General features: G+C 59.9%; 14 protein-coding genes and 1 tRNA gene. 10 read left to right on the forward strand and 5 right to left on the reverse strand.

Annotation, left to right across the window (positions count from 1 at the left end):
* Positions 1–111 precede the first annotated feature (111 nt).
* Positions 112–414, forward strand: coding sequence for a hypothetical protein (locus tag INS80_RS01610; RefSeq protein ID WP_192963866.1), 303 nt, complete (start codon positions 112–114; stop codon positions 412–414).
* A gap of 45 nt (positions 415–459) precedes the next feature.
* Here the strand turns inward: INS80_RS01610 and INS80_RS01615 are convergent, their stop codons facing one another.
* Positions 460–3,006: an HWE histidine kinase domain-containing protein gene (locus INS80_RS01615; RefSeq protein ID WP_192963867.1), complete on the reverse strand. Its 2,547-nt coding sequence runs from the start codon at positions 3,004–3,006 to the stop codon at positions 460–462.
* Between the two features lie 140 nt (positions 3,007–3,146).
* Here INS80_RS01615 and INS80_RS01620 point away from each other — a divergent pair, with 140 nt between their 5' ends.
* A complete protein-coding gene (locus tag INS80_RS01620; protein WP_192963868.1) occupies positions 3,147–3,560 on the forward strand; it encodes a response regulator in 414 nt (137 codons plus the stop codon).
* Between the two features lie 132 nt (positions 3,561–3,692).
* Here the strand turns inward: INS80_RS01620 and uvrB are convergent, their stop codons facing one another.
* On the reverse strand, positions 3,693–5,885 hold the full coding sequence (gene uvrB, locus INS80_RS01625; RefSeq protein ID WP_192967148.1) for an excinuclease ABC subunit UvrB: 2,193 nt from the start codon (positions 5,883–5,885) through the stop codon (positions 3,693–3,695).
* Between the two features lie 293 nt (positions 5,886–6,178).
* Here uvrB and INS80_RS01630 point away from each other — a divergent pair, with 293 nt between their 5' ends.
* From INS80_RS01630 to INS80_RS01645, 4 genes are all read left to right on the forward strand, one after another.
* Complete coding sequence (locus tag INS80_RS01630) at positions 6,179–6,490, forward strand: ETC complex I subunit (RefSeq protein ID WP_192967149.1); 312 nt, start codon at positions 6,179–6,181, stop codon at positions 6,488–6,490.
* An 8-nt stretch (positions 6,491–6,498) separates the two neighbouring features.
* Positions 6,499–6,975, forward strand: coding sequence for a GNAT family N-acetyltransferase (locus tag INS80_RS01635; RefSeq protein ID WP_192963869.1), 477 nt, complete (start codon positions 6,499–6,501; stop codon positions 6,973–6,975).
* Positions 6,976–7,010: 35 nt separating this feature from the next.
* Positions 7,011–7,087, forward strand: a tRNA-Arg gene (locus tag INS80_RS01640).
* 274 nt (positions 7,088–7,361) lie between these two features.
* Entirely contained in the window at positions 7,362–8,654 is a 1,293-nt protein-coding gene (locus INS80_RS01645) for an O-acetylhomoserine aminocarboxypropyltransferase/cysteine synthase family protein (protein ID WP_192963870.1), read from the forward strand.
* A gap of 69 nt (positions 8,655–8,723) precedes the next feature.
* Here INS80_RS01645 and INS80_RS01650 read toward each other — a convergent pair whose 3' ends face one another.
* Positions 8,724–9,455: an SIMPL domain-containing protein gene (locus INS80_RS01650; protein WP_226892531.1), complete on the reverse strand. Its 732-nt coding sequence runs from the start codon at positions 9,453–9,455 to the stop codon at positions 8,724–8,726.
* Between the two features lie 183 nt (positions 9,456–9,638).
* On the opposite strand from INS80_RS01650, the gene INS80_RS01655 reads away from it, so the two are divergent.
* Positions 9,639–12,233 (forward strand): hypothetical protein, encoded by a 2,595-nt coding sequence (locus INS80_RS01655; protein ID WP_192963871.1) that lies wholly within the window; start codon positions 9,639–9,641, stop codon positions 12,231–12,233.
* A 353-nt stretch (positions 12,234–12,586) separates the two neighbouring features.
* Here the strand turns inward: INS80_RS01655 and INS80_RS01660 are convergent, their stop codons facing one another.
* Entirely contained in the window at positions 12,587–13,021 is a 435-nt protein-coding gene (locus INS80_RS01660) for a GFA family protein (RefSeq protein ID WP_192963872.1), read from the reverse strand.
* Positions 13,022–13,249: 228 nt separating this feature from the next.
* Positions 13,250–14,350: a 4-hydroxyphenylpyruvate dioxygenase gene (hppD, locus tag INS80_RS01665; RefSeq protein WP_192963873.1), complete on the reverse strand. Its 1,101-nt coding sequence runs from the start codon at positions 14,348–14,350 to the stop codon at positions 13,250–13,252.
* Positions 14,351–14,496: 146 nt separating this feature from the next.
* On the opposite strand from hppD, the gene INS80_RS01670 reads away from it, so the two are divergent.
* The 3 genes from INS80_RS01670 to INS80_RS01680 all read left to right on the forward strand — a co-directional run bounded on the left by INS80_RS01670 (position 14,497) and on the right by INS80_RS01680 (position 18,222).
* Positions 14,497–14,952 (forward strand): Lrp/AsnC family transcriptional regulator, encoded by a 456-nt coding sequence (locus tag INS80_RS01670; protein WP_192963874.1) that lies wholly within the window; start codon positions 14,497–14,499, stop codon positions 14,950–14,952.
* Positions 14,953–15,012: 60 nt separating this feature from the next.
* Positions 15,013–16,233: a PAS domain-containing protein gene (locus INS80_RS01675; protein ID WP_192963875.1), complete on the forward strand. Its 1,221-nt coding sequence runs from the start codon at positions 15,013–15,015 to the stop codon at positions 16,231–16,233.
* Between the two features lie 105 nt (positions 16,234–16,338).
* Positions 16,339–18,222, forward strand: coding sequence for a monovalent cation:proton antiporter-2 (CPA2) family protein (locus tag INS80_RS01680; RefSeq protein WP_192963876.1), 1,884 nt, complete (start codon positions 16,339–16,341; stop codon positions 18,220–18,222).
* Positions 18,223–18,239 lie beyond the last annotated feature (17 nt).

Genomic DNA, 18,239 nt, shown 5'->3' on the forward strand with positions numbered 1-18,239 from the left:
TCCATTCAATCGCTCAGGGTCCTCGCATTCGGGGCCAACGAAGGTTGGGACCGCACCGCTGGCATTGGATCGAAGCCCGTGCCATCATGACTGCAACAGGGAGGATCCACGATGATCACCGAAATCGTTACGTTCAAGATCAACAAGGACATGAACCGGGAGCGCGTGATTGCGCTGTTCGAGGAGAGCGCGGAGATCTGGCGCGCGCACCCGAAGTTGCACCGCAAGAACTACCTTTATGACCCCGAAAGTGGCGTAGCTGGCGGCGTCTATACGTGGGAGAGTATTGCAGACGCGCAGGAAGCGCATGGTGAGGCTTTTCTGGCCCGCGTCGCCGAGACCTTCGGCAGCACGCCGCATTTCCAGTACTATGACACGCCCGTAGTCGTGCAGAACCGCACCGCAGCGGATTAAGTGCTCCCCCAAACCTCTGCCCCGGTGCACCTGTGAAACCAGCCGCTAGCCCTTGCCTTGCAGGATTTCCACAAGCGCCGCCGTCAACGCGGCGTTGGTCACCGGTTTGGTCAACTGTGCATAGACCCGAAGATCAGGCGGCAGACTGTCCCGGTCACCATACCCGGTGACGAACAGGAACGGGATGTTCTTTTCCGCAAGCTTCTGAGCCACCGGGATGCTCGTTCCACGGTGCCCCAAATTGATATCGAGCACGGCAAAATCCTGCCGACCAAGCCGGTCAAGCAAGGCAAGCGCATCATCGACCTGCGCCACGATTTCCACATTGGCAACGCCGAGTTCGATCAACTGATCCCGCATCGCGCGGGCAATGACAAAATTGTCTTCGACCAGAAGACAGGTCCTTCCGGCCAGCAGCGCGCGCAATTGCTCGCTATGGCCAGCCTGCGCATGCTGTGGTGCATTGGACGTGTCCGGTCTTTGAAACTCCGGATCCAACTGTGTCCGAGGCAGGAACAGGTGGGCCTCAACGCCACCGGCTTCAAAGGACAATGTAGCACGGCCATCCAGCTCATGCGGAATCGCCTCTGAGATCAAGGTAGATCCAAAGCCGAGCGTCCTTGGCGCGATGACCTGCGGCCCGCCTTTTTCGGCCCAGTCGATCTCCAGCCCGTGCTCTGTTTGGTTCAAGGTGATGCCAACTTGTCCCTCCTCATTTGACAGGGCTCCATATTTTACCGCATTCGTGACCAACTCATGGATCACCAGCGAAAAGATGGGCGCAACATCTGCGCGCAGCGCTCCTGCAGTTCCGCTTATCTTGCAGCGGCTCAGGCGATCTGAGCCAAAGGGATCGAATTCCTGTGTGATCAGATCGATGATCGGGACCGACGCAACCATATGCCCCGAAGCCAGATCGTGACTGGCCGCCAGCGCCTCAATGCGCGACTCGAGCGATTTGGAGTAGGATGCCAAGGATCCATAGCTGCTCGCACGGGCCTGGCGCGATACGGATCGGATCAGGGCAAGGATGTTGCGCACCCTGTGGTTCAACTCATCGATCATGATTTTCTGTTGACGATTCAGCGAGGTGATCAGCACACGGCGCTCCACCGAATTGGCCAGCGACCAGATCCTGCGGCAGAAATACAGGTCCAACTCGCTCCAGGGGCGACAGCAGCCATGGATCTCTTCCAGATAGGTCGAGAAAGAGCCCCGCGGGGTCAGGCGAGAGACACCATCGATGTTGTCTATGGTCTTTTCCGGGTTTCCCGCCCAGGAAACCTCACGCGCGTGTTCTGCACGAAACAGGAGAACCGCACGATCTGTCACCGGCGCAAACAACACAGCACCGGCGCATCCGTTCAAGGCATTGGAAAACCGAGGGAATGCTTCACTCAGGTTTTCAAAGCTCTCCAGATCATCGGCCCCCTGCGCGCGCTCCACCAGGCATTCGAGCAACGGCTCTGCCGGAACTTTGCCAAATTGGCGACGCCTCCCCCCTTGCGAGACAACCAGGCCGCAGCCTCCGACAATATCCTGTACGGTTCTGGCAAAAGATGAAAAGCCAGCGGCGTCATCGAGATCGCCCAAGATGGCATCGCCGATACGCTCGACCTTTTCCATCATCGCGATACGCTCCTGCTGGATCAAAAGCTGCAGCTTGGTGGAGAAGGCGCGCAAAACGCCTTGAAGCAACGTGCGCAGCGCTGGTGCCGGGACACGTGGCCTGCTTTGATGGAAAGAAATGATGCCCCAAAGCTGGCCGCCCACCATGACCGACAAGGTCAGCGTGGCCGCAGATCCCATATTGCGCAGGTATGCCATATGCACCTGCGACACACCGCGTGACGAGGCAAGCGTGATATCCAGGGGCGCTGCGCTCTCGTCTGCCGCCAGAATGGGCACCGGCACCTGTCCAACGTCAGTGATAAACCGAAGCGGCACGCGCCCCATGATCGCGCGCGCCTGCGCAGGGATATCAAAGCTGGGAAAGCGCAGACCGACATAGCTTTTTAGACCAATGCGCGTGTGCTCGGCGAGCACCTCGCCATTCCATTCAGCATCAAAGCGATAGACCATGACCCTGTCATATCCGCTAAGCTGTTGAAACAGTGCAGTTGCCGTCTCAAAAAGCGCGCTCTGCGACGTGCAGCTTTCCAATTCCTCTACCAGAAAGTTTAACGTCGCGAGACTGTCCGCCCCACCCAGATCCATGTCCGGTTCAGGTTCCATTTCCAGAACAACGACGTCGCCGCTTTGAAAGGCGGATATGGCGACCATCTGCCCGTGCACACAATACGACCCAAGTCCCCGGGCTTTTGCTGTAAAGCCAGGCAGCGCTCGGGCATTGCTCAGCGCGTGCCAGACTGATCGATCCAAATGGTCCGATACCGGGGCGCCCAGCAGGGCATCGGCCGTGACCGGCAGGATCGTATTGATGTTTTCACTCACATACCGCGCTCTGGTGGTTTCAGGTTCAATTGCAACAAGGCATGCATGGGGCTGCACGGTCCCAGGGATATGCACAGGTTCAGCGGCGCATTGTTCCAAAGCGTTCTGGATTTCCTGGTCCGTCAGATCCTGGGACATGTTGAACGCCTTTCAAGAATTCATGTCATTTGCGCCAAATAGGCGTATGCTAGCCAAGAGTAGCATGGGAGCCGCCACGTAGAGCAACAGGGCTCAGGCAAAAGATGAAGAAGGGGCGCAGTTTGGGGAAAATACTCCTTATGGACGATGAGGTCGCCTTTGCCTCCTTCGTCGCAGCGCGCCTGCGTCGAACCGGGTATCTGGTGGATGTTGCGCCGGATGCTTCACGGGCAAAGGTTCTATTGTCCGAAGGTGACTATGACGTGGTGATCGCGGATATCATCGTAAAAGCCAATGGTCGTCCATTGCCCGACGGCGGCATTTCCCTGATCGGCTGGATGCGTTCTCCGGGACAGAAACAGCCCGCGCTGCGCAAGGTACCCATTGTCGCGATCAGCGGATCTACACGGCATTCAGGCATGGAGAACATCCTGACCACTGCTGCGGGGTTGGGAGCGACGGCCACCCTGGCAAAACCGTTTGAGATGGATGCATTGCTGGATTTGCTGGAAAAGATAATCGAACGCAAAGATCCCGCCGTCACATCCGGTTAAAGCGGACAGCCACCAAAAAAGCACAATCCAACTTCCGGATCGCAACGCGGCGCGCGCTAGACTGCCAGGCGCTTGGAGCCCAGCGCGCCTATGGCGTGTCCAGCGTGGTGATCGCGCGCAGGATGCCCTGCCTTAACGCCCGCGTCGCTTCACATTTCCGCCTCTCTGGCCCGCCCGCCCCGCGGTCGAGCGGCCACGCGATTTTGTTGCGGCCTCCGAGGCCGCCTCAACAGCCGACTGGCGCGCCAGCGGATCGTCCGAAACGGCAAGATCCACCGCCTCGAGCCGTTTTATCTCATCCCGCAATCGCGCTGCCTCTTCGAATTCAAGGTTCTCTGCGGCCTTGCGCATCTCCTCGCGCAGACCATTCAGGTGCGCTTCAAGGTTGGCGCCATGCATCGGCTTGTCGATATTGGCGGTGACGCGGTTCATGTCCACATCGCCCTGGTAGAGCCCCGCCAGCACGTCCTCGACGTTCTTTTTCACCGTCTCCGGCGTGATCCCGTGTTCTTCGTTGTAGGCGATCTGCTTGGCGCGGCGGCGCTCGGTCTCGCCGATGGCGCGCTCCATTGAGCCGGTGATGCGGTCGGCATACATGATCACGCGACCATCGGCGTTACGCGCAGCGCGGCCGATGGTCTGGATCAGCGAGGTCTCTGAGCGCAGGAACCCTTCCTTGTCGGCATCCAGAATGGCCACCAGACCGCATTCGGGGATATCCAGACCTTCCCGCAACAGGTTGATACCCACAAGCACGTCAAACGCCCCAAGGCGCAGGTCGCGCAGGATCTCGATCCGCTCCAGCGTGTCGATGTCGCTGTGCATGTAGCGCACCTTGATGCCCTGCTCATGCAGGTATTCGGTTAGATCCTCTGCCATGCGCTTGGTCAAAACCGTGCAGAGCGTGCGGAAGCCATCCGCCGAGACCTTGCGGATCTCGTCCAGCAGATCGTCCACCTGCATATCGACGGGGCGGATTTCCACCTGCGGATCCAGCAGGCCGGTGGGGCGGATCACCTGTTCAGCAAAGACACCGCCCGATTGCTCCAGCTCCCAGGCCGCGGGCGTGGCCGAAACAAAGACCGACTGCGGGCGCATGGCGTCCCATTCCTCGAACTTCAGCGGTCGGTTGTCCATGCAGGAGGGCAGCCGGAAGCCGTGCTCGGCCAGGGTGAACTTGCGCCTGTGGTCACCCTTGTACATGGCGCCGATCTGCGGCACCGATACATGGCTTTCATCGGCAAAGACAATGGCGTTGTCGGGAATGAATTCAAACAGGGTCGGCGGCGGCTCTCCCGGTGCACGGCCCGTCAGGTAGCGCGAGTAGTTCTCGATCCCGTTGCAATGGCCCGTCGCCTCCAGCATTTCGATGTCGAAATTGGTGCGCTGCTCCAGCCGCTGCGCCTCCAGCAGCTTGCCCTCGCCCACCAGCTGATCCAGCCGCATGCGCAGCTCTTTCTTGATCTCGATGACCGCCTGATTGAGCGTCGGTTTTGGTGTGACATAGTGGGAATTCGCGTAGACCCGGATCTGGTCAAATGATCCGGTGCGCTCACCTGTCAGCGGGTCGAATTCGGTGATCGCCTCCAGCTCTTCGCCAAAGAACGACAGCTTCCATGCACGGTCTTCCAGGTGGGCCGGAAAGACTTCGAGCGTATCGCCCCGCACCCGGAAGGAGCCGCGCTGAAAGGCCTGATCATTGCGCTTGTACTGCTGGGCAACCAGATCGGCCATGACCTGGCGCTGATCGTACATCTCCCCCACCTTCAGATCCTGGGTCATAGCCGAATAGGTTTCGACGCTACCGATACCGTAGATGCAGGAGACCGAGGCAACGATGATCACATCGTCGCGTTCCAACAATGCCCGCGTGGCCGAGTGGCGCATGCGGTCGATCTGCTCGTTGATCTGGCTTTCCTTCTCGATATAGGTATCGCTGCGCGGCACATAGGCTTCGGGCTGGTAGTAATCATAGAAAGAGACGAAATACTCGACCGAGTTTTCCGGGAAAAAGCCTTTGAATTCGCCGTAAAGCTGCGCCGCAAGCGTCTTGTTCGGAGCCAGGATGATGGCAGGGCGCTGAGTTTCCTCGATGACCTTGGCCATGGTAAAGGTCTTGCCGGTGCCCGTCGCGCCAAGCAGCACCTGACTACGCTCTCCCTCCCGCACGCCCTGGCTCAGTTCGGCAATGGCTGTGGGCTGATCGCCTGCCGGGTCGAACTCGGTGTTCATGACGAATCGCTTTCCGCCTTCCAGCTTGGGACGCTGCTGGGCCGCGCGCTCGGTCATCATGGGCAGCGATTTGTCGGAATGTGCGTAGGGCATGGTCGGTCCTGTGTCTTGCGGCATCACAGTTGATCTCTTTTTGTTCCAATTCAAGAGGCCGCGCCGGAAGTTGCCGAAAAAATGCCCATTCCAGCACAGCGGGGAGGGCTTGCCCAGGCCCTGCCTTTCCCACCCTACGCACTTGCCCTGCGACACCGCTGTTTCAGCAAGTGTTGCAACGCAGGCGCAGAGCGTATCTTGGTCATGTTTGTCTCAAACACATGACTAAATCGATCTTGCCGCAGCGCGCCGATCGTCGCATATATGCGGTAGCGGATGAACAGGAGACTGCGATGCAAGCGCGTATTTACCGGCCAGCGAGAAACGCCATGACCTCCGGTATGGCCAAGACCCGCAAGTGGGTTCTGGAATTTGCACAGGCCAGTGCGCGTGAAGTCGATCCCCTGATGGGCTGGACCTCCTCGGCCGATACCCAAAGCCAGGTCCGCCTGCGTTTCGACAGCAAGGAAGAAGCGCTCGAATACGCCAAGGATCACGGCATCGAAGCCGAAGTGATCGAACCCAAGGTGCGCAAAGCCAATATCCGCCCCGGTGGTTACGGAGACAACTTTGCAACAAACCGCCGCGGTCCCTGGACCCATTGAGGTCCGCGATGACGGAATTCCAGATCGCACCAGCAAGCCCCAGTGATCCTGAGGCTGCAGGCCTAATCCGTCGCCACCTGGACCAAATGGCGGCCCAATCGCCGCAAGAAAGCTGCCACGCGATGGACGGCAGCGACCTAGAAGATCCGTCAGTCGCATTCTTTCTGTTGCGCCGCGACGGCAGCGCGCTGGCTATGGGAGCGCTGAAGCGTTTGCAGGGCGACGCGTTCGAACTGAAATCGATGCACACTCTGGCCGCGGCGCGCGGCAGCGGCGCAGGTCGTGCCATGCTGGAGTATCTTTTGCATCTTGCCCGCTGCGAGCACGCTGCTGGGATTTACCTTGAAACAGGCTCCACCCCCGATTTCCTGCCCGCGCGCAAACTCTACGAATCCTACGGTTTCAAGGAATGCGCACCCTTCGGCGACTATTCCGAGGATCCCTGGTCCACCTTTATGCATCTGGACCTGCGCGCGGCGCCTTGACCCTTCGGTCGCCGGTGTCGTAACTGGAACGCAGCGGTCCCTTAGCTCAACTGGATAGAGCAGCTGACTTCTAATCAGCAGGTTGAGGGTTCGAGTCCTTCAGGGATCGCCAGTATCAGACGCGATGAGGCGCACAGAAGGCCTCCATAAACGCCTCTATTTTTGCTCGCAAAGCCATATGGATACGACCCAGGCACGCTCCGGCTGTTCGCCCGCTGCACGTTTCCTAGCAGGCTGCGGCTGTGCAGCCTCGACCGGTGGTGGAACGATTTCCCCCAAACCCGCAACGCCGGGGGTAGGCTGTTCCGAATTCGATCGAGCACGTTGTCTGGCGCGCCCACCTGCCGTACACCTGTGGCAAGAAATGACCTTAGGGAGAGAGACCAATGACCGAAGCGCCCAGCTATGGTTTTGACACGCTGCAAATTCACGCCGGTGCCCGGCCCGATCCGGCCACTGGTGCCCGCCAGACACCGATCTACCAGACCACCTCCTATGTGTTCCGAGACGCCGACCACGCGGCTGCGCTCTTCAACCTTCAGGAGGTCGGCTACATCTACTCGCGCCTGACCAACCCCACGGTTGCGGTCCTGCAGGAACGCCTGGCCACGCTCGAAGGCGGCGTCGGTGCGGTCTGCTGCTCCTCCGGCCACGCAGCGCAGATCATGGCGCTGTTCCCGCTGATGGCACCAGGCTGCAATGTGGTGGCCTCGACCCGTCTTTATGGCGGCACCGTCACCCAGTTCAGCCAGACCATCAAACGCTTTGGTTGGTCGGCCAAGTTCGTGGATACAGACGATCTGGACGCGGTGCGCGATGCCATTGATGAAAATACTCGCGCAGTGTTCTGCGAATCCATCGCAAACCCCGGCGGCTATGTCACCGATATCCGCGCCATCGCCGATGTCGCCGATGCCGCAGGTTTGCCCCTGATCGTGGACAACACCACCGCAACCCCCTACCTGTGCAACCCGATTGCCCAGGGCGCCACGCTGGTTGTGCACTCCACCACCAAGTACCTCACCGGCAATGGTACCGTGACCGGCGGCGTGGTGATCGATTCGGGCAACTTCGACTGGTCGGCCTCAGACAAGTTCCCGTCCCTCTCCGCACCCGAACCTGCCTATCACGGCCTCAAGTTCCACGAGACCTTCGGATCCCTCGCGTTTACCTTCCACGGTATCGCAATCGGTCTGCGCGATCTGGGCATGACCATGAACCCGCAGGCCGCCCATTACACCTTGATGGGCATCGAAACCCTGTCCCTGCGCATGCAGCGCCACTGCGAAAACGCGATGAAAGTGGCAAGCTGGCTGGAGCAGGACGCCCGCGTAGATTACGTGACATACGCCGGTCTTCCCTCTTCGCCCTACTACGAACGCGCCCAAGCCTGCTACCCCAAGGGCACCAGCGGCTTGTTCACCTTTGCGGTCAAGGGCGGCTATGACGCCTGCATCAAACTGGTGGATGCGCTTGAGATCTTCTCTCATGTGGCGAACCTCGGCGATACCCGCTCGCTGATCATCCACTCGGCCTCCACCACCCACCGCCAGCTGACACCCGAGCAGCAGGAAGCGGCTGGCGCAGGCCCCAATGTGGTGCGCATTTCGATCGGGATCGAGGATGCGGACGATCTGATTGCCGATCTGGATCAGGCCCTAAGCAAAGCCTGCGGCTAAGTTCTTTATCAGACAAAACACCAAAGGCCGGGGGTTGCCCCGGCCTTTTTCCGTTCGCCCAAATGGGTTTTACTCTGACGTCGGCTCCAGAAGGTCAAAGACGACCGTGACGCTGTGTTCAAACGACAGGCTGCCCGCCTGTACAGGAACGTCGCCCGAGCGCGCCATTTCCATGGCCATCATCGGCACCCCGCCGCCCCCGCCATGCTCACTAATGGAACGCACCGGGCCAAGGGTCATATCAGCGGCTTCGGCCAGTTGGCGCGCCTTTCGGATCGCGTCGCGCACCGCATCGCCCCTGATCTGATCCAGCACCGCCGCGCGGTCCGCAACGCCAAAGCTGAGGCCTCGAAACTCATTGGCGCCCGCATCCAGCACGTCGTCCAGGATTGCTCCAAGGTTCCCGAGGTCACGCACCCGCACCAAAAGCGTGTTTGAAGCCACAAAACCCGTAATCACGCGCTTGCCGGATCCGTTGTCATAGCGCCCCCCACTCCAGACCGGATCCACCGAAATGCGCTGGGTCTGCATGTCCTCGGGGGCGATACCGCCTGCGGCCAGACGGTCAATCACCGCCGCCATGTCCTGCGAAACAGTGCGCATCGCTTCTGCCGCGCTTTCCGCCTCAACCGTCACACCAAGGGTGATACTGGCCCGGTCCGGCGCAACCTCTGTACGCGCGTCGCCCGTGACCGTAATCTGGCGCAGTGGCAGAACCTGCTCTGCCAGGACCGGCGCCGCTGTGCAGGCCATGAGGGCCAGTGACGCCACAACGGCCCTCATATTCAGTATTGCTGTCATTTTCGCATTCATGGGCACTGCCTCCTTTTGCCAATCCAAAATGGGGGCGCTTCCTTGCCGCAGACAAGAGCAGTTTCTGTCTTTTCCTTTTACTCGGCAAACTCCTGCTTTAAAGTCTGCACACAAGGCCAATCGGGCACAACGCGGTCCGGGCAACAGGAACTTGGATGGTTTGACCGCACAATGAAACCGGGGTTTGCTCTTTCGCTGTCTTCTGACGGTATCACCTACCTGCATCGCGCTGCCGGGGGATGGCGCAACATAGGTATGGTGACGCTGGATCATTCCGACCTCAAGGGGGCGCTTGAGGCACTGCGCAAGAAGGGTGACGCGCTGGAGCTGAGCGAGCCGGATTGCTGCAAGCTGGTGATCCCGAACGATCAGATCCGTTACCTGACCATCGAAACCGGCATGGCCGATCCGCGGGAGCGCCGCGCACTGGCGGCTGAGGCGCTGGAAGGGGCCACGCCCTACGCAGTTACCGATCTGGCCTTTGACATTTCGGAGGATGGCACACGGACCCATATTGCCGCCGTCGCTCGAGAAACCCTTGCCGAAGCCGAGGGCTTCGCCGTCGATCACGGTTTTACCCCTGCCTGCTTCGTTGCGATTCCGGGCGACATGGATTTCTTGGGAGAGCCGTTCTTTGGCCCCGCCAAGGCGATCGGCGAAAGCCCGATCGAGCCTGACGGGATCGCCGTTGTCGATGTCGGTCCTGCGGAACAGCCCAAGGCAAAAATCCCCCCTGCCCCTGCGCCGAGTACTCGCAAGACAGAGCCTGAAGCCAAACCGGCTGAAAAGCCTGCCCCGCAGAAAGGTACAACGGATCAACCCGCCGAGGACCGCACTGAGCGCGAACCGGCTCGCCCCAAGGGCGGACTAACCCTGAGCGCGGACACCGCAACCGCCTCGCTTGGTACAGAAGAAACGCTGGATGTGGGTCCGGCTGAGGACATCACCCCCGCCCTTGGCTTCAGCACACGTCGCCGTCGGGGTGAAGCCTCGAAGACGCCGTCGCCAGCGCTCGCTGGTGCGTCAAGGACACCGCCGGCCGCCGGAGCGGACACCGGACTTTCCGCGCGCAAAGAAAAAGAGCAACCCGACAGCCAGGCGCCCAAGACTTCTCCGCCACTGAAAACGCAGGAAGAGATTTTGGCAAAAGACCTGGCTGCCGCCGCTCTTGCCAGCCCAATTCCGGCGGCCCCTCCGCTGACTTCCGGCGGGCCGGCAAAGCCATCTTCCAAGGACGAAAAATCCGTATCGACCTTGGCCGCGGCAACCAGCGGCATTTCCCGTTTCTTTGCAAACTCAAAGCCACAGCGCACAGCGGAAAAACCCCGCAACATGGGACTGATCCTGACCGTCCTTTTGCTGATCTTCATGCTTGCCGTTGCCGCGCTGGCCTATGTGACCGGAACCGGGCCTTTCGCGCGCTTCTCCGATACGCAGGAGGTCACCGAAGGTCTTGAGGCAGAGCCAACAGCCACTCCCCCTGCGCAAGATGTGCCGGACGAGGCAATCACTGTCCCGGAGCCGGATCAGCAACCCGTTTCCGAGCGTCCGGCTCCCTCGGACAGCGCGCCCGTCGGCGAAGCCACACCCGCTCCCCTGGCCCTGATCGACCCCGACACCCGCCCCATAGCCCCGCAGGTCAGCCCGATCCCGGATCAGCCCGATCCCGGAGTGATTGCACTGCCCGAAGAGCCAGCGGCGCCCGATGAAGCCGACACCGAGCTTGCGCGTCTTGATGATCCGGCCTCCGAAACGGCGATTGACCCGGAAGCCATCGCAGATGGCATTGCTGACGAACCTGAAACCGAGCCCGCGCAACTCAGCGCGATGGAGCAAGCGGCGCAATATGCAGCAACAGGGATCTGGCAGGCCGGGCCGCAAATCGCCGAAGTGCCCGCCGTGGTGGACCTCGACAACATCTATGTTGCCTCCATCGACCACACCAACCTGTCGCAAGACGCCGTCGCCCTGCCGCCTCAGCCGGATCTACAACTGGACGACGCGCCGGACGTTGTCAGCTCACCAGCGGCAGCGGGCAGTTCCATTGCCCTTGATCAGCGCGGTCTGGTCGAGGCGACCCCGGAGGGCACCGTAAACCCAGACGGAGTAATGGTCTATCTTGGCCGCCCCCCCGTGGTGCCACCGCCCACACCGCCGCGCGAAGATCCCGATGCAGAAGCCGCAGCCGCGGCCGCAGAAGCCGAGGCCGCCCGTCTGGAAACGCTGTCACGGCTGCGCCCACGTGCGCGTCCGGCAAATTTGACCGAACAGGTAGAGCGCTCCCAGCTTGGCGGGCGTAGCCGCGCCGAACTGGCAAGTCTTCGCCCCCGCGCGCGTCCCGCAACTCTGAAAACCGACGAAGAAGAAAACCAGCCCGCCACGGAACAGGCGGTTTCCACCTCGCTCAATCCACGCCAGCGCCCCGCAAATTTCGCCAATATCGTAGACCGTGCACAACGTAGCACTACGCCAGCGGCGACTGCAGCCGCAGCGCCAGCCGCGAGCGTTACCCCCCGGATCCCCAGCTCTGCTTCGGTGTCGCGTCAGGCCACGATCACCAACGCCATCAACCTACGCAAGCTGAACCTTATCGGCGTCTACGGTACCGCCGCCGACCGGCGTGCCCTGGTGCGCCTGCCCAGCGGGCGGTATCGCAAAGTACAGGTGGGCGACCGGCTAGACGGCGGCCGGGTCGTTGCCATCGGAGAGGCACAGCTCCAGTATCAGAAAAGCGGTCGCAACGAGACGCTCAAGATCCCGGATTGATTGAGTTTACCACGGAGCAGAAGTAACTGATACTGGTATCGTCAGGCCGCATCGGCTTGAGCGACATCTCCTCTGCTCACTCGCACCGGATCAGTCTATCGAAAGCCCCCCAACGATGCGGCACTGGTACACTACAGCCGCCTCATTCGCAGCGACAACGCGTGCGGTGCCATCTTTGGGCAGAGCGGCTGCATTTCCCACGCATCTTCTGATCGCCGCTGCACGGGCTTCATCGGGGCTGCCAAAGTCCCAAGCGAAACCGGATGCGCCTGTTTCGTTTACCGCTATCGCAATGAAGTTCCCTGCCCGCGTATTTCGAACCGCTCTTTCCCAGTTGTCCCTGCTCACTCAGCCTATGAAGCATCCTCAGGCGGCGGGGCAAAAGCTGCGATGACCTCTGCTGCGGTCATCATCTCTGTCTTGTTCGCGAACTCATAAACCGCAGGTTTGCTATCGGTGAACACCTGTAACGCAAACTTCAGGTCCGAGGTGTCGTGCAGCAAGCCCATCGACAGCTGATAATCATCGGCTCCAAGGATATGGTAGAACAGGTTTGACCCGCATTGCCTGCAAAAGCCACGCTCGGCCCATTCAGACGACTGGTAAAGACCAATGTTTTCTACCCCTTCAAATTTAACCTCCTCCCCAGTCACTTCCATGAACGGGCCAGCCGACCAGCGGCGGCACATATCGCAGTGACAGGCGGCCACCTCTGGCTTGCGTGCCACGGCTGACACCTTGACCGCTCCACAAAGACAGCTACCCGACAAACCTGTTTGTTCGGCCATTCGCCTTCCCTTCCGAAAATTCCAGAATCAAAGATTGTAAACACAGCCGATACTAGCGGCTACAACTTACAAGTGATTGATCTGGCGCAAAGGCGTTTGTCGGCATTCGAGTTTTCTGCGATCTGCGCCAACAAAAAACCGGCCCCCGAAGGAGCCGGTCTATCCACGTTCAAACCAAACGGTTTATTGCCACGGGTCCGGTGAGAGCCAAGCCGGACCTGAACCGGATCACTCGGCGGCCTGAATCTCGCCGTTGTTGATCTGCTCCTGCTCGATGGATTCGAACAGCGCCTTGAAGTTGCCCTCACCAAAGCCGTCGTCGCCCTTGCGCTGGATGAACTCAAAGAAGATCGGGCCGATCACGGTTTTCGAGAAGATCTGAAGCAGGATCTTGGTCTCGCCGCCGTCCACGACGCCTTCGCCATCGATCAGGATGCCATGCTTTTTCATCCGCTCCAGCGGCTCCTCGTGGCCCACCACGCGGTCGTGGCTCAGATCATAATAGGTTTCCGGCGGCGCGGGCATGAACTTGATGCCGCGCTCGGAAATCTCATCGGTGGAGTCGTAGATATTCTCGGTGCCGACGGCGATGTGCTGGATGCCCTCTCCCTTGTATTTCTTGAGATAGGCGACGATCTGGCCGGTCTCCCCGCGATCCTCGTTGATCGGGATACGGATGCGCCCACAGGGCGAGGTCAGCGCACGGCTCAGAAGACCCGTGTATTTGCCCTCGATGTCAAAGAAGCGGATTTCCTTGAAGTTGAACAGATCGCCGTAGAACTTGAACCACTTGTCCATGTTGCCCTTGTAGACATTGTGGGTCAGGTGATCGAGGTAGTAGAAGCCCACGCCGCGCGGCTTGGACTGTTTCAACCACTCGAATTCCTCGTTATAGGGCGAGGTCTCGTAATACTGGTCGATGAAATAGATGAGCGAGCCGCCGATGCCCTTGATCGCGGGCACATCCATGGTCTTGTCGTTGCCTTCATAGGGCTCGGCGCCCTTGGCAACGGCGTGATCGAAGGCCTTTTGCGCATCCACTACGCGCCAGCCCATGGACGGGGCGCAGGGGCCGTGCTCTTCAACGAATTTTTCGGCAAAGCTGCCCTTTTCAGCATTCAGGATATAGGTGATGTCGCCCTGCTGCCACAGCTCGATCCCCGGCTTGGTCTTGTGACGCCCCACCAGCTCATAGCCCATCTTGGTGAAGAGATCGCGCAGCTCCTGCGGCTCGGGGCTTGCGAATTCTACAAATTCGAACCCGTCGGTGCCTGCGGGGTTCTCTTCGCTGATAACGGATTTCGGGGCATTGTGCGGGAACGGACCCATGGGAGCTCCTCCTGGCTTGCGCGTTTCGTTTCTGATCCCGAGCGTACCGCATTCCAAACGCAATATTTGCGCGTATTCCCACAGCATGATAAGAAAGTATGCGTATATCCCGCGCCAAATGGCGAAATTACAGGAAAGTTCCGCACGTGCTCGATTCCACCGACACTCGACTGCTGGCTGCCTTGCAAAAGGATGCCCACCTTACCGCACAAGAGCTGGGAGAGCTGTTGAACCTCTCGGCCAGCCAAGCCGGGCGCAGGCGACAGCGCCTTGAAGCCGAAGGTTACATTCAAGGATATGCGGCCCGGCTGGACGCGGCGAAACTGGGGTTGAGCGTTCAAGGCTTCGTGCAGGTTCACCTGGGCAGTCACGGGCCGGAGCAATCGGCCAGCTTTGCCCGGCTTGTCAGCACGCGGGCCGAGATCACGTCGGCCTGGACCATGACCGGCGAGGCAGACTACCTGCTGCGCGTCTACTGTCGCGACCTCCAGGCGCTCAACACTCTGATCCACGAAGTATTGCTCACACATCCTGCAGTTGCCCGCGTGCAAAGCCAGATTGTCATGGCCCAATTAAAGCGCGACGCACCGCTGCCCACTTAACGATACAGGAAGATTCTCCAGATATTGATGCAGGGCGCATGCCTAATTCTGGGGACACCTATGTCATTTGTCGATCGCCGTCTTGAATCCCGCCCCTCCAGCGGTGAAGCTCCATTCAAACTGAATGAGGTTTTCTTCTCCCGCACGGACAAACGGGGTGTCATCCAGGCCGGGAACTATATTTTCAAACGTGTCGCCCACTTCGATTGGTCAGAACTGATTGGTGCGCCGCACAAGCTGATCCGCCACCCAGACATGCCGCGCGGTGTTTTTCATATGTTCTGGGAAACCATCCAGGCCGGCAAGACCATCGGCGCTTACGTCAAGAACCAGGCCAAGGATGGCTTGCATTACTGGGTTTTCGCTGTCGTCGTCCCCTACAAGGATGGCTATCTGTCAGCGCGTATAAAACCGTCCAGCCCACTGTTCGAAGACGTGCGCAAATCCTACGAAACCATGCTGCTTGCCGAGCAGCAGGAGGGTCTTTCGCCCGAGGAAAGCGCGGCCATGATGATGGAGTGGATACGCAGCAAAGGTTTTGAAGATTACGATCAGTTCTGCGCCCATGCCCTGTGCGAAGAGTTCAAGTGCCGTGATGCCGCGCTCGGCAACCCGGAGGATGAAACCCTTCTTTCTCTGGCTGAAATGCTCAACAGCGCGCAAACCCTAGTCGAACAGACCGAGGGTCTGGTCAAGGATTTCGACGCGATGCACACCATCCCGCACAATCTGCGTGTCATTGCATCCCGCATCGAGCCTGCAGGCGGGCCGGTTACCGTGCTGTCCCAGAACTATGGCGCCATGTCGCGTGAGATGTCGGATTGGTTTGCGGCCCATGTCATGGGCGACAACAGCACCTTTGCCACCATCAAATCGACGGTGAACACCAGCCTTATGGTGCAATGCACAACCCGCATCCTCAAGGAGTGCGACGATCAGCTCAGCATGGAACGCCGCGCCATTGAAGGCATCGACATGGCCCATGAACGCGCTGTTCTGAAACAGATGGTGGCCGATCTGCTGGCGCGCGGCCGCAAGGGCCAGGAAGACGTGAACCACGAAGCCGATCGCATCATGCACGCCTGTCAGGTCATGCACCGTCAGTTCCTGGGCCTCAGCTCCACACGCGTACTGTGCAAGATCGAGAGCGCGCGCCTGCCCGAATCGGGCGAAACCCTGTCTGACATCATCGATCAGCTTGGTGTCTTCCAGCGCCGCATTTCCGAAAGGCTGGAGCGGATCGAAAAGCTGTCCGGCGACATTCGCATTCACGAAAAGTAACAACAGCGCCCACTGCCGAAACAGTATTGTGACATCCGCACACGCACCGGCGGAGGCGCGCCCAATTGCGTTGCCAAGACCGCCGACGCTTGCGATACCAACAGTATGGACACGTTTCTCTATCAAGCCTCGATCTATCTTGCGGCCGCAGTCATCGCTGTGCCAATCGCCGCGCGCCTCGGCCTTGGGTCGGTGCTTGGCTACCTCGCCGCCGGCATTCTGATCGGGCCGGTCTTCGGTCTGGTCGGATCTGAGACGCAAGACCTGCAGCATTTCGCCGAATTCGGCGTTGTGATGATGCTGTTTCTGATCGGGCTGGAGCTGGAGCCGCGCGCGCTTTGGGCGATGCGGCACAAGCTGCTGGGCCTTGGTGGCCTTCAGATCCTGTTCAGCACCCTGGCCCTGATGGGCGCCGCGATGGTGGCGGGCCAAACCTGGCAGGTCAGCCTTGCAATTGGCCTCGCCCTATCTCTGTCCTCAACCGCGATCGTGCTGCAAACCCTCTCGGAAAAGGGTCTCATGCAGACCGGCGGCGGGCGGGCGTCCTTTTCGGTGCTGCTGACACAGGATATCGCGGTGATCCCGATCCTGGCCTTCCTGCCGCTGCTTGCGACCGGGCTGGGCCCTCAAATCGGCAATGACGGATCCATCCGGCGCGGCGAGGAGGCCGCGCATGGCGGCGGACACGGATCGCTGTCGCTCGTCGAAGGCATGCCCGGCTGGGCGGTGACCCTGATTACCATTGGTGCCATTGCATTCATCATTCTGGCGGGCATCTACCTGACGCGCCCGCTGTTCCGCTTCATCCACGCCTCTAACCTGCGCGAGATGTATACAGCCCTGGCCCTTTTGATCGTTGTCGGAATTTCTTTCCTGATGACGCTGGTCGGACTTTCGCCCGCGCTCGGTGCTTTTCTGGCTGGTGTGGTTCTGGCCAACTCGGAGTTCCGGCATGAGTTGGAGAGCGACCTCAACCCCTTCAAGGGGCTCTTGCTTGGCCTCTTCTTCATAACCGTTGGTGCCGGGATCAATTACCGTCTGTTCCTTGCTAGCCCCGGCGATCTGATCGGACTGGCCTTGCTGGTGATCGTGGCCAAGGGACTGGTGCTGTTCTTTGTTGGCCGTGCCTTTGGCCTGCGCAAACGTGCCCATTGGCTGTTCACCCTGAGCCTGGCCCAGGCCGGGGAGTTCGGTTTCGTCCTTCTGGCTTTCTCAAGGCAGCTCAACGTCATCCCTGCAGCCCTGTCAGAAAAACTTCTGCTGATCATTGCGCTGTCGATGCTCATCACGCCACTGCTGTTCATTCTCTATGACCTCTTGTCCAAGCGCGTGACAGACCCGCGCACCGCGGATGAGGAACCGGACAAGATCGACGAGCAAGGCCCAGTGATCATTGCCGGAATTGGCCGTTTTGGGCAGATCGTGAACCGTCTGGTGCGAGCCAGCGGCTTCAAGACGGTCCTGCTGGACAACGATATGGAAGCAGTGCAACTGATGCGCCGCTTTGGCGTGAAGAGCTTCCTCGGTGATCCGACGCGGCCTGAGCTTCTGAAAGCCGCCGGGATCGCCAAAGCCCGAATCCTGGTGGTGGCGCTGGATGATCCGGAAAACACCGTGAAACTTGTGGAATACGTGCGCCGCAACTATCCGGACATTCACATCATCGCCCGCGCCTATGACCGCCACCACGTGTTCGAACTGTACCAGGCCGGCGCAAATGACATCGTCCGCGAAATGTTCGACAGCTCGCTACGTGCCGGTCGCTATGTTTTGGAGCGGATCGGCCTCAGCGAATACGAGGCTGCACAGGCGGAACAGACTTTCTATGCCCATGACCGCCTGACCATCCGCGAACTCGCCAAACACTGGATCCCCGGCAAACCAGCCAGCGAGAACCCGGCCTATATCAAACGGGCGCGTGAGCTGGAAAAGGATCTGGAAACGGCCCTTTTGGAGCTGGCCGAGCAGAAGGACCACAAATCCTCCTGATCCCGGCCCCAGCCCGC

The organism is Phycobacter azelaicus (genome assembly GCF_014884385.1).
GTDB lineage: Bacteria > Pseudomonadota > Alphaproteobacteria > Rhodobacterales > Rhodobacteraceae > Phycobacter > Phycobacter azelaicus.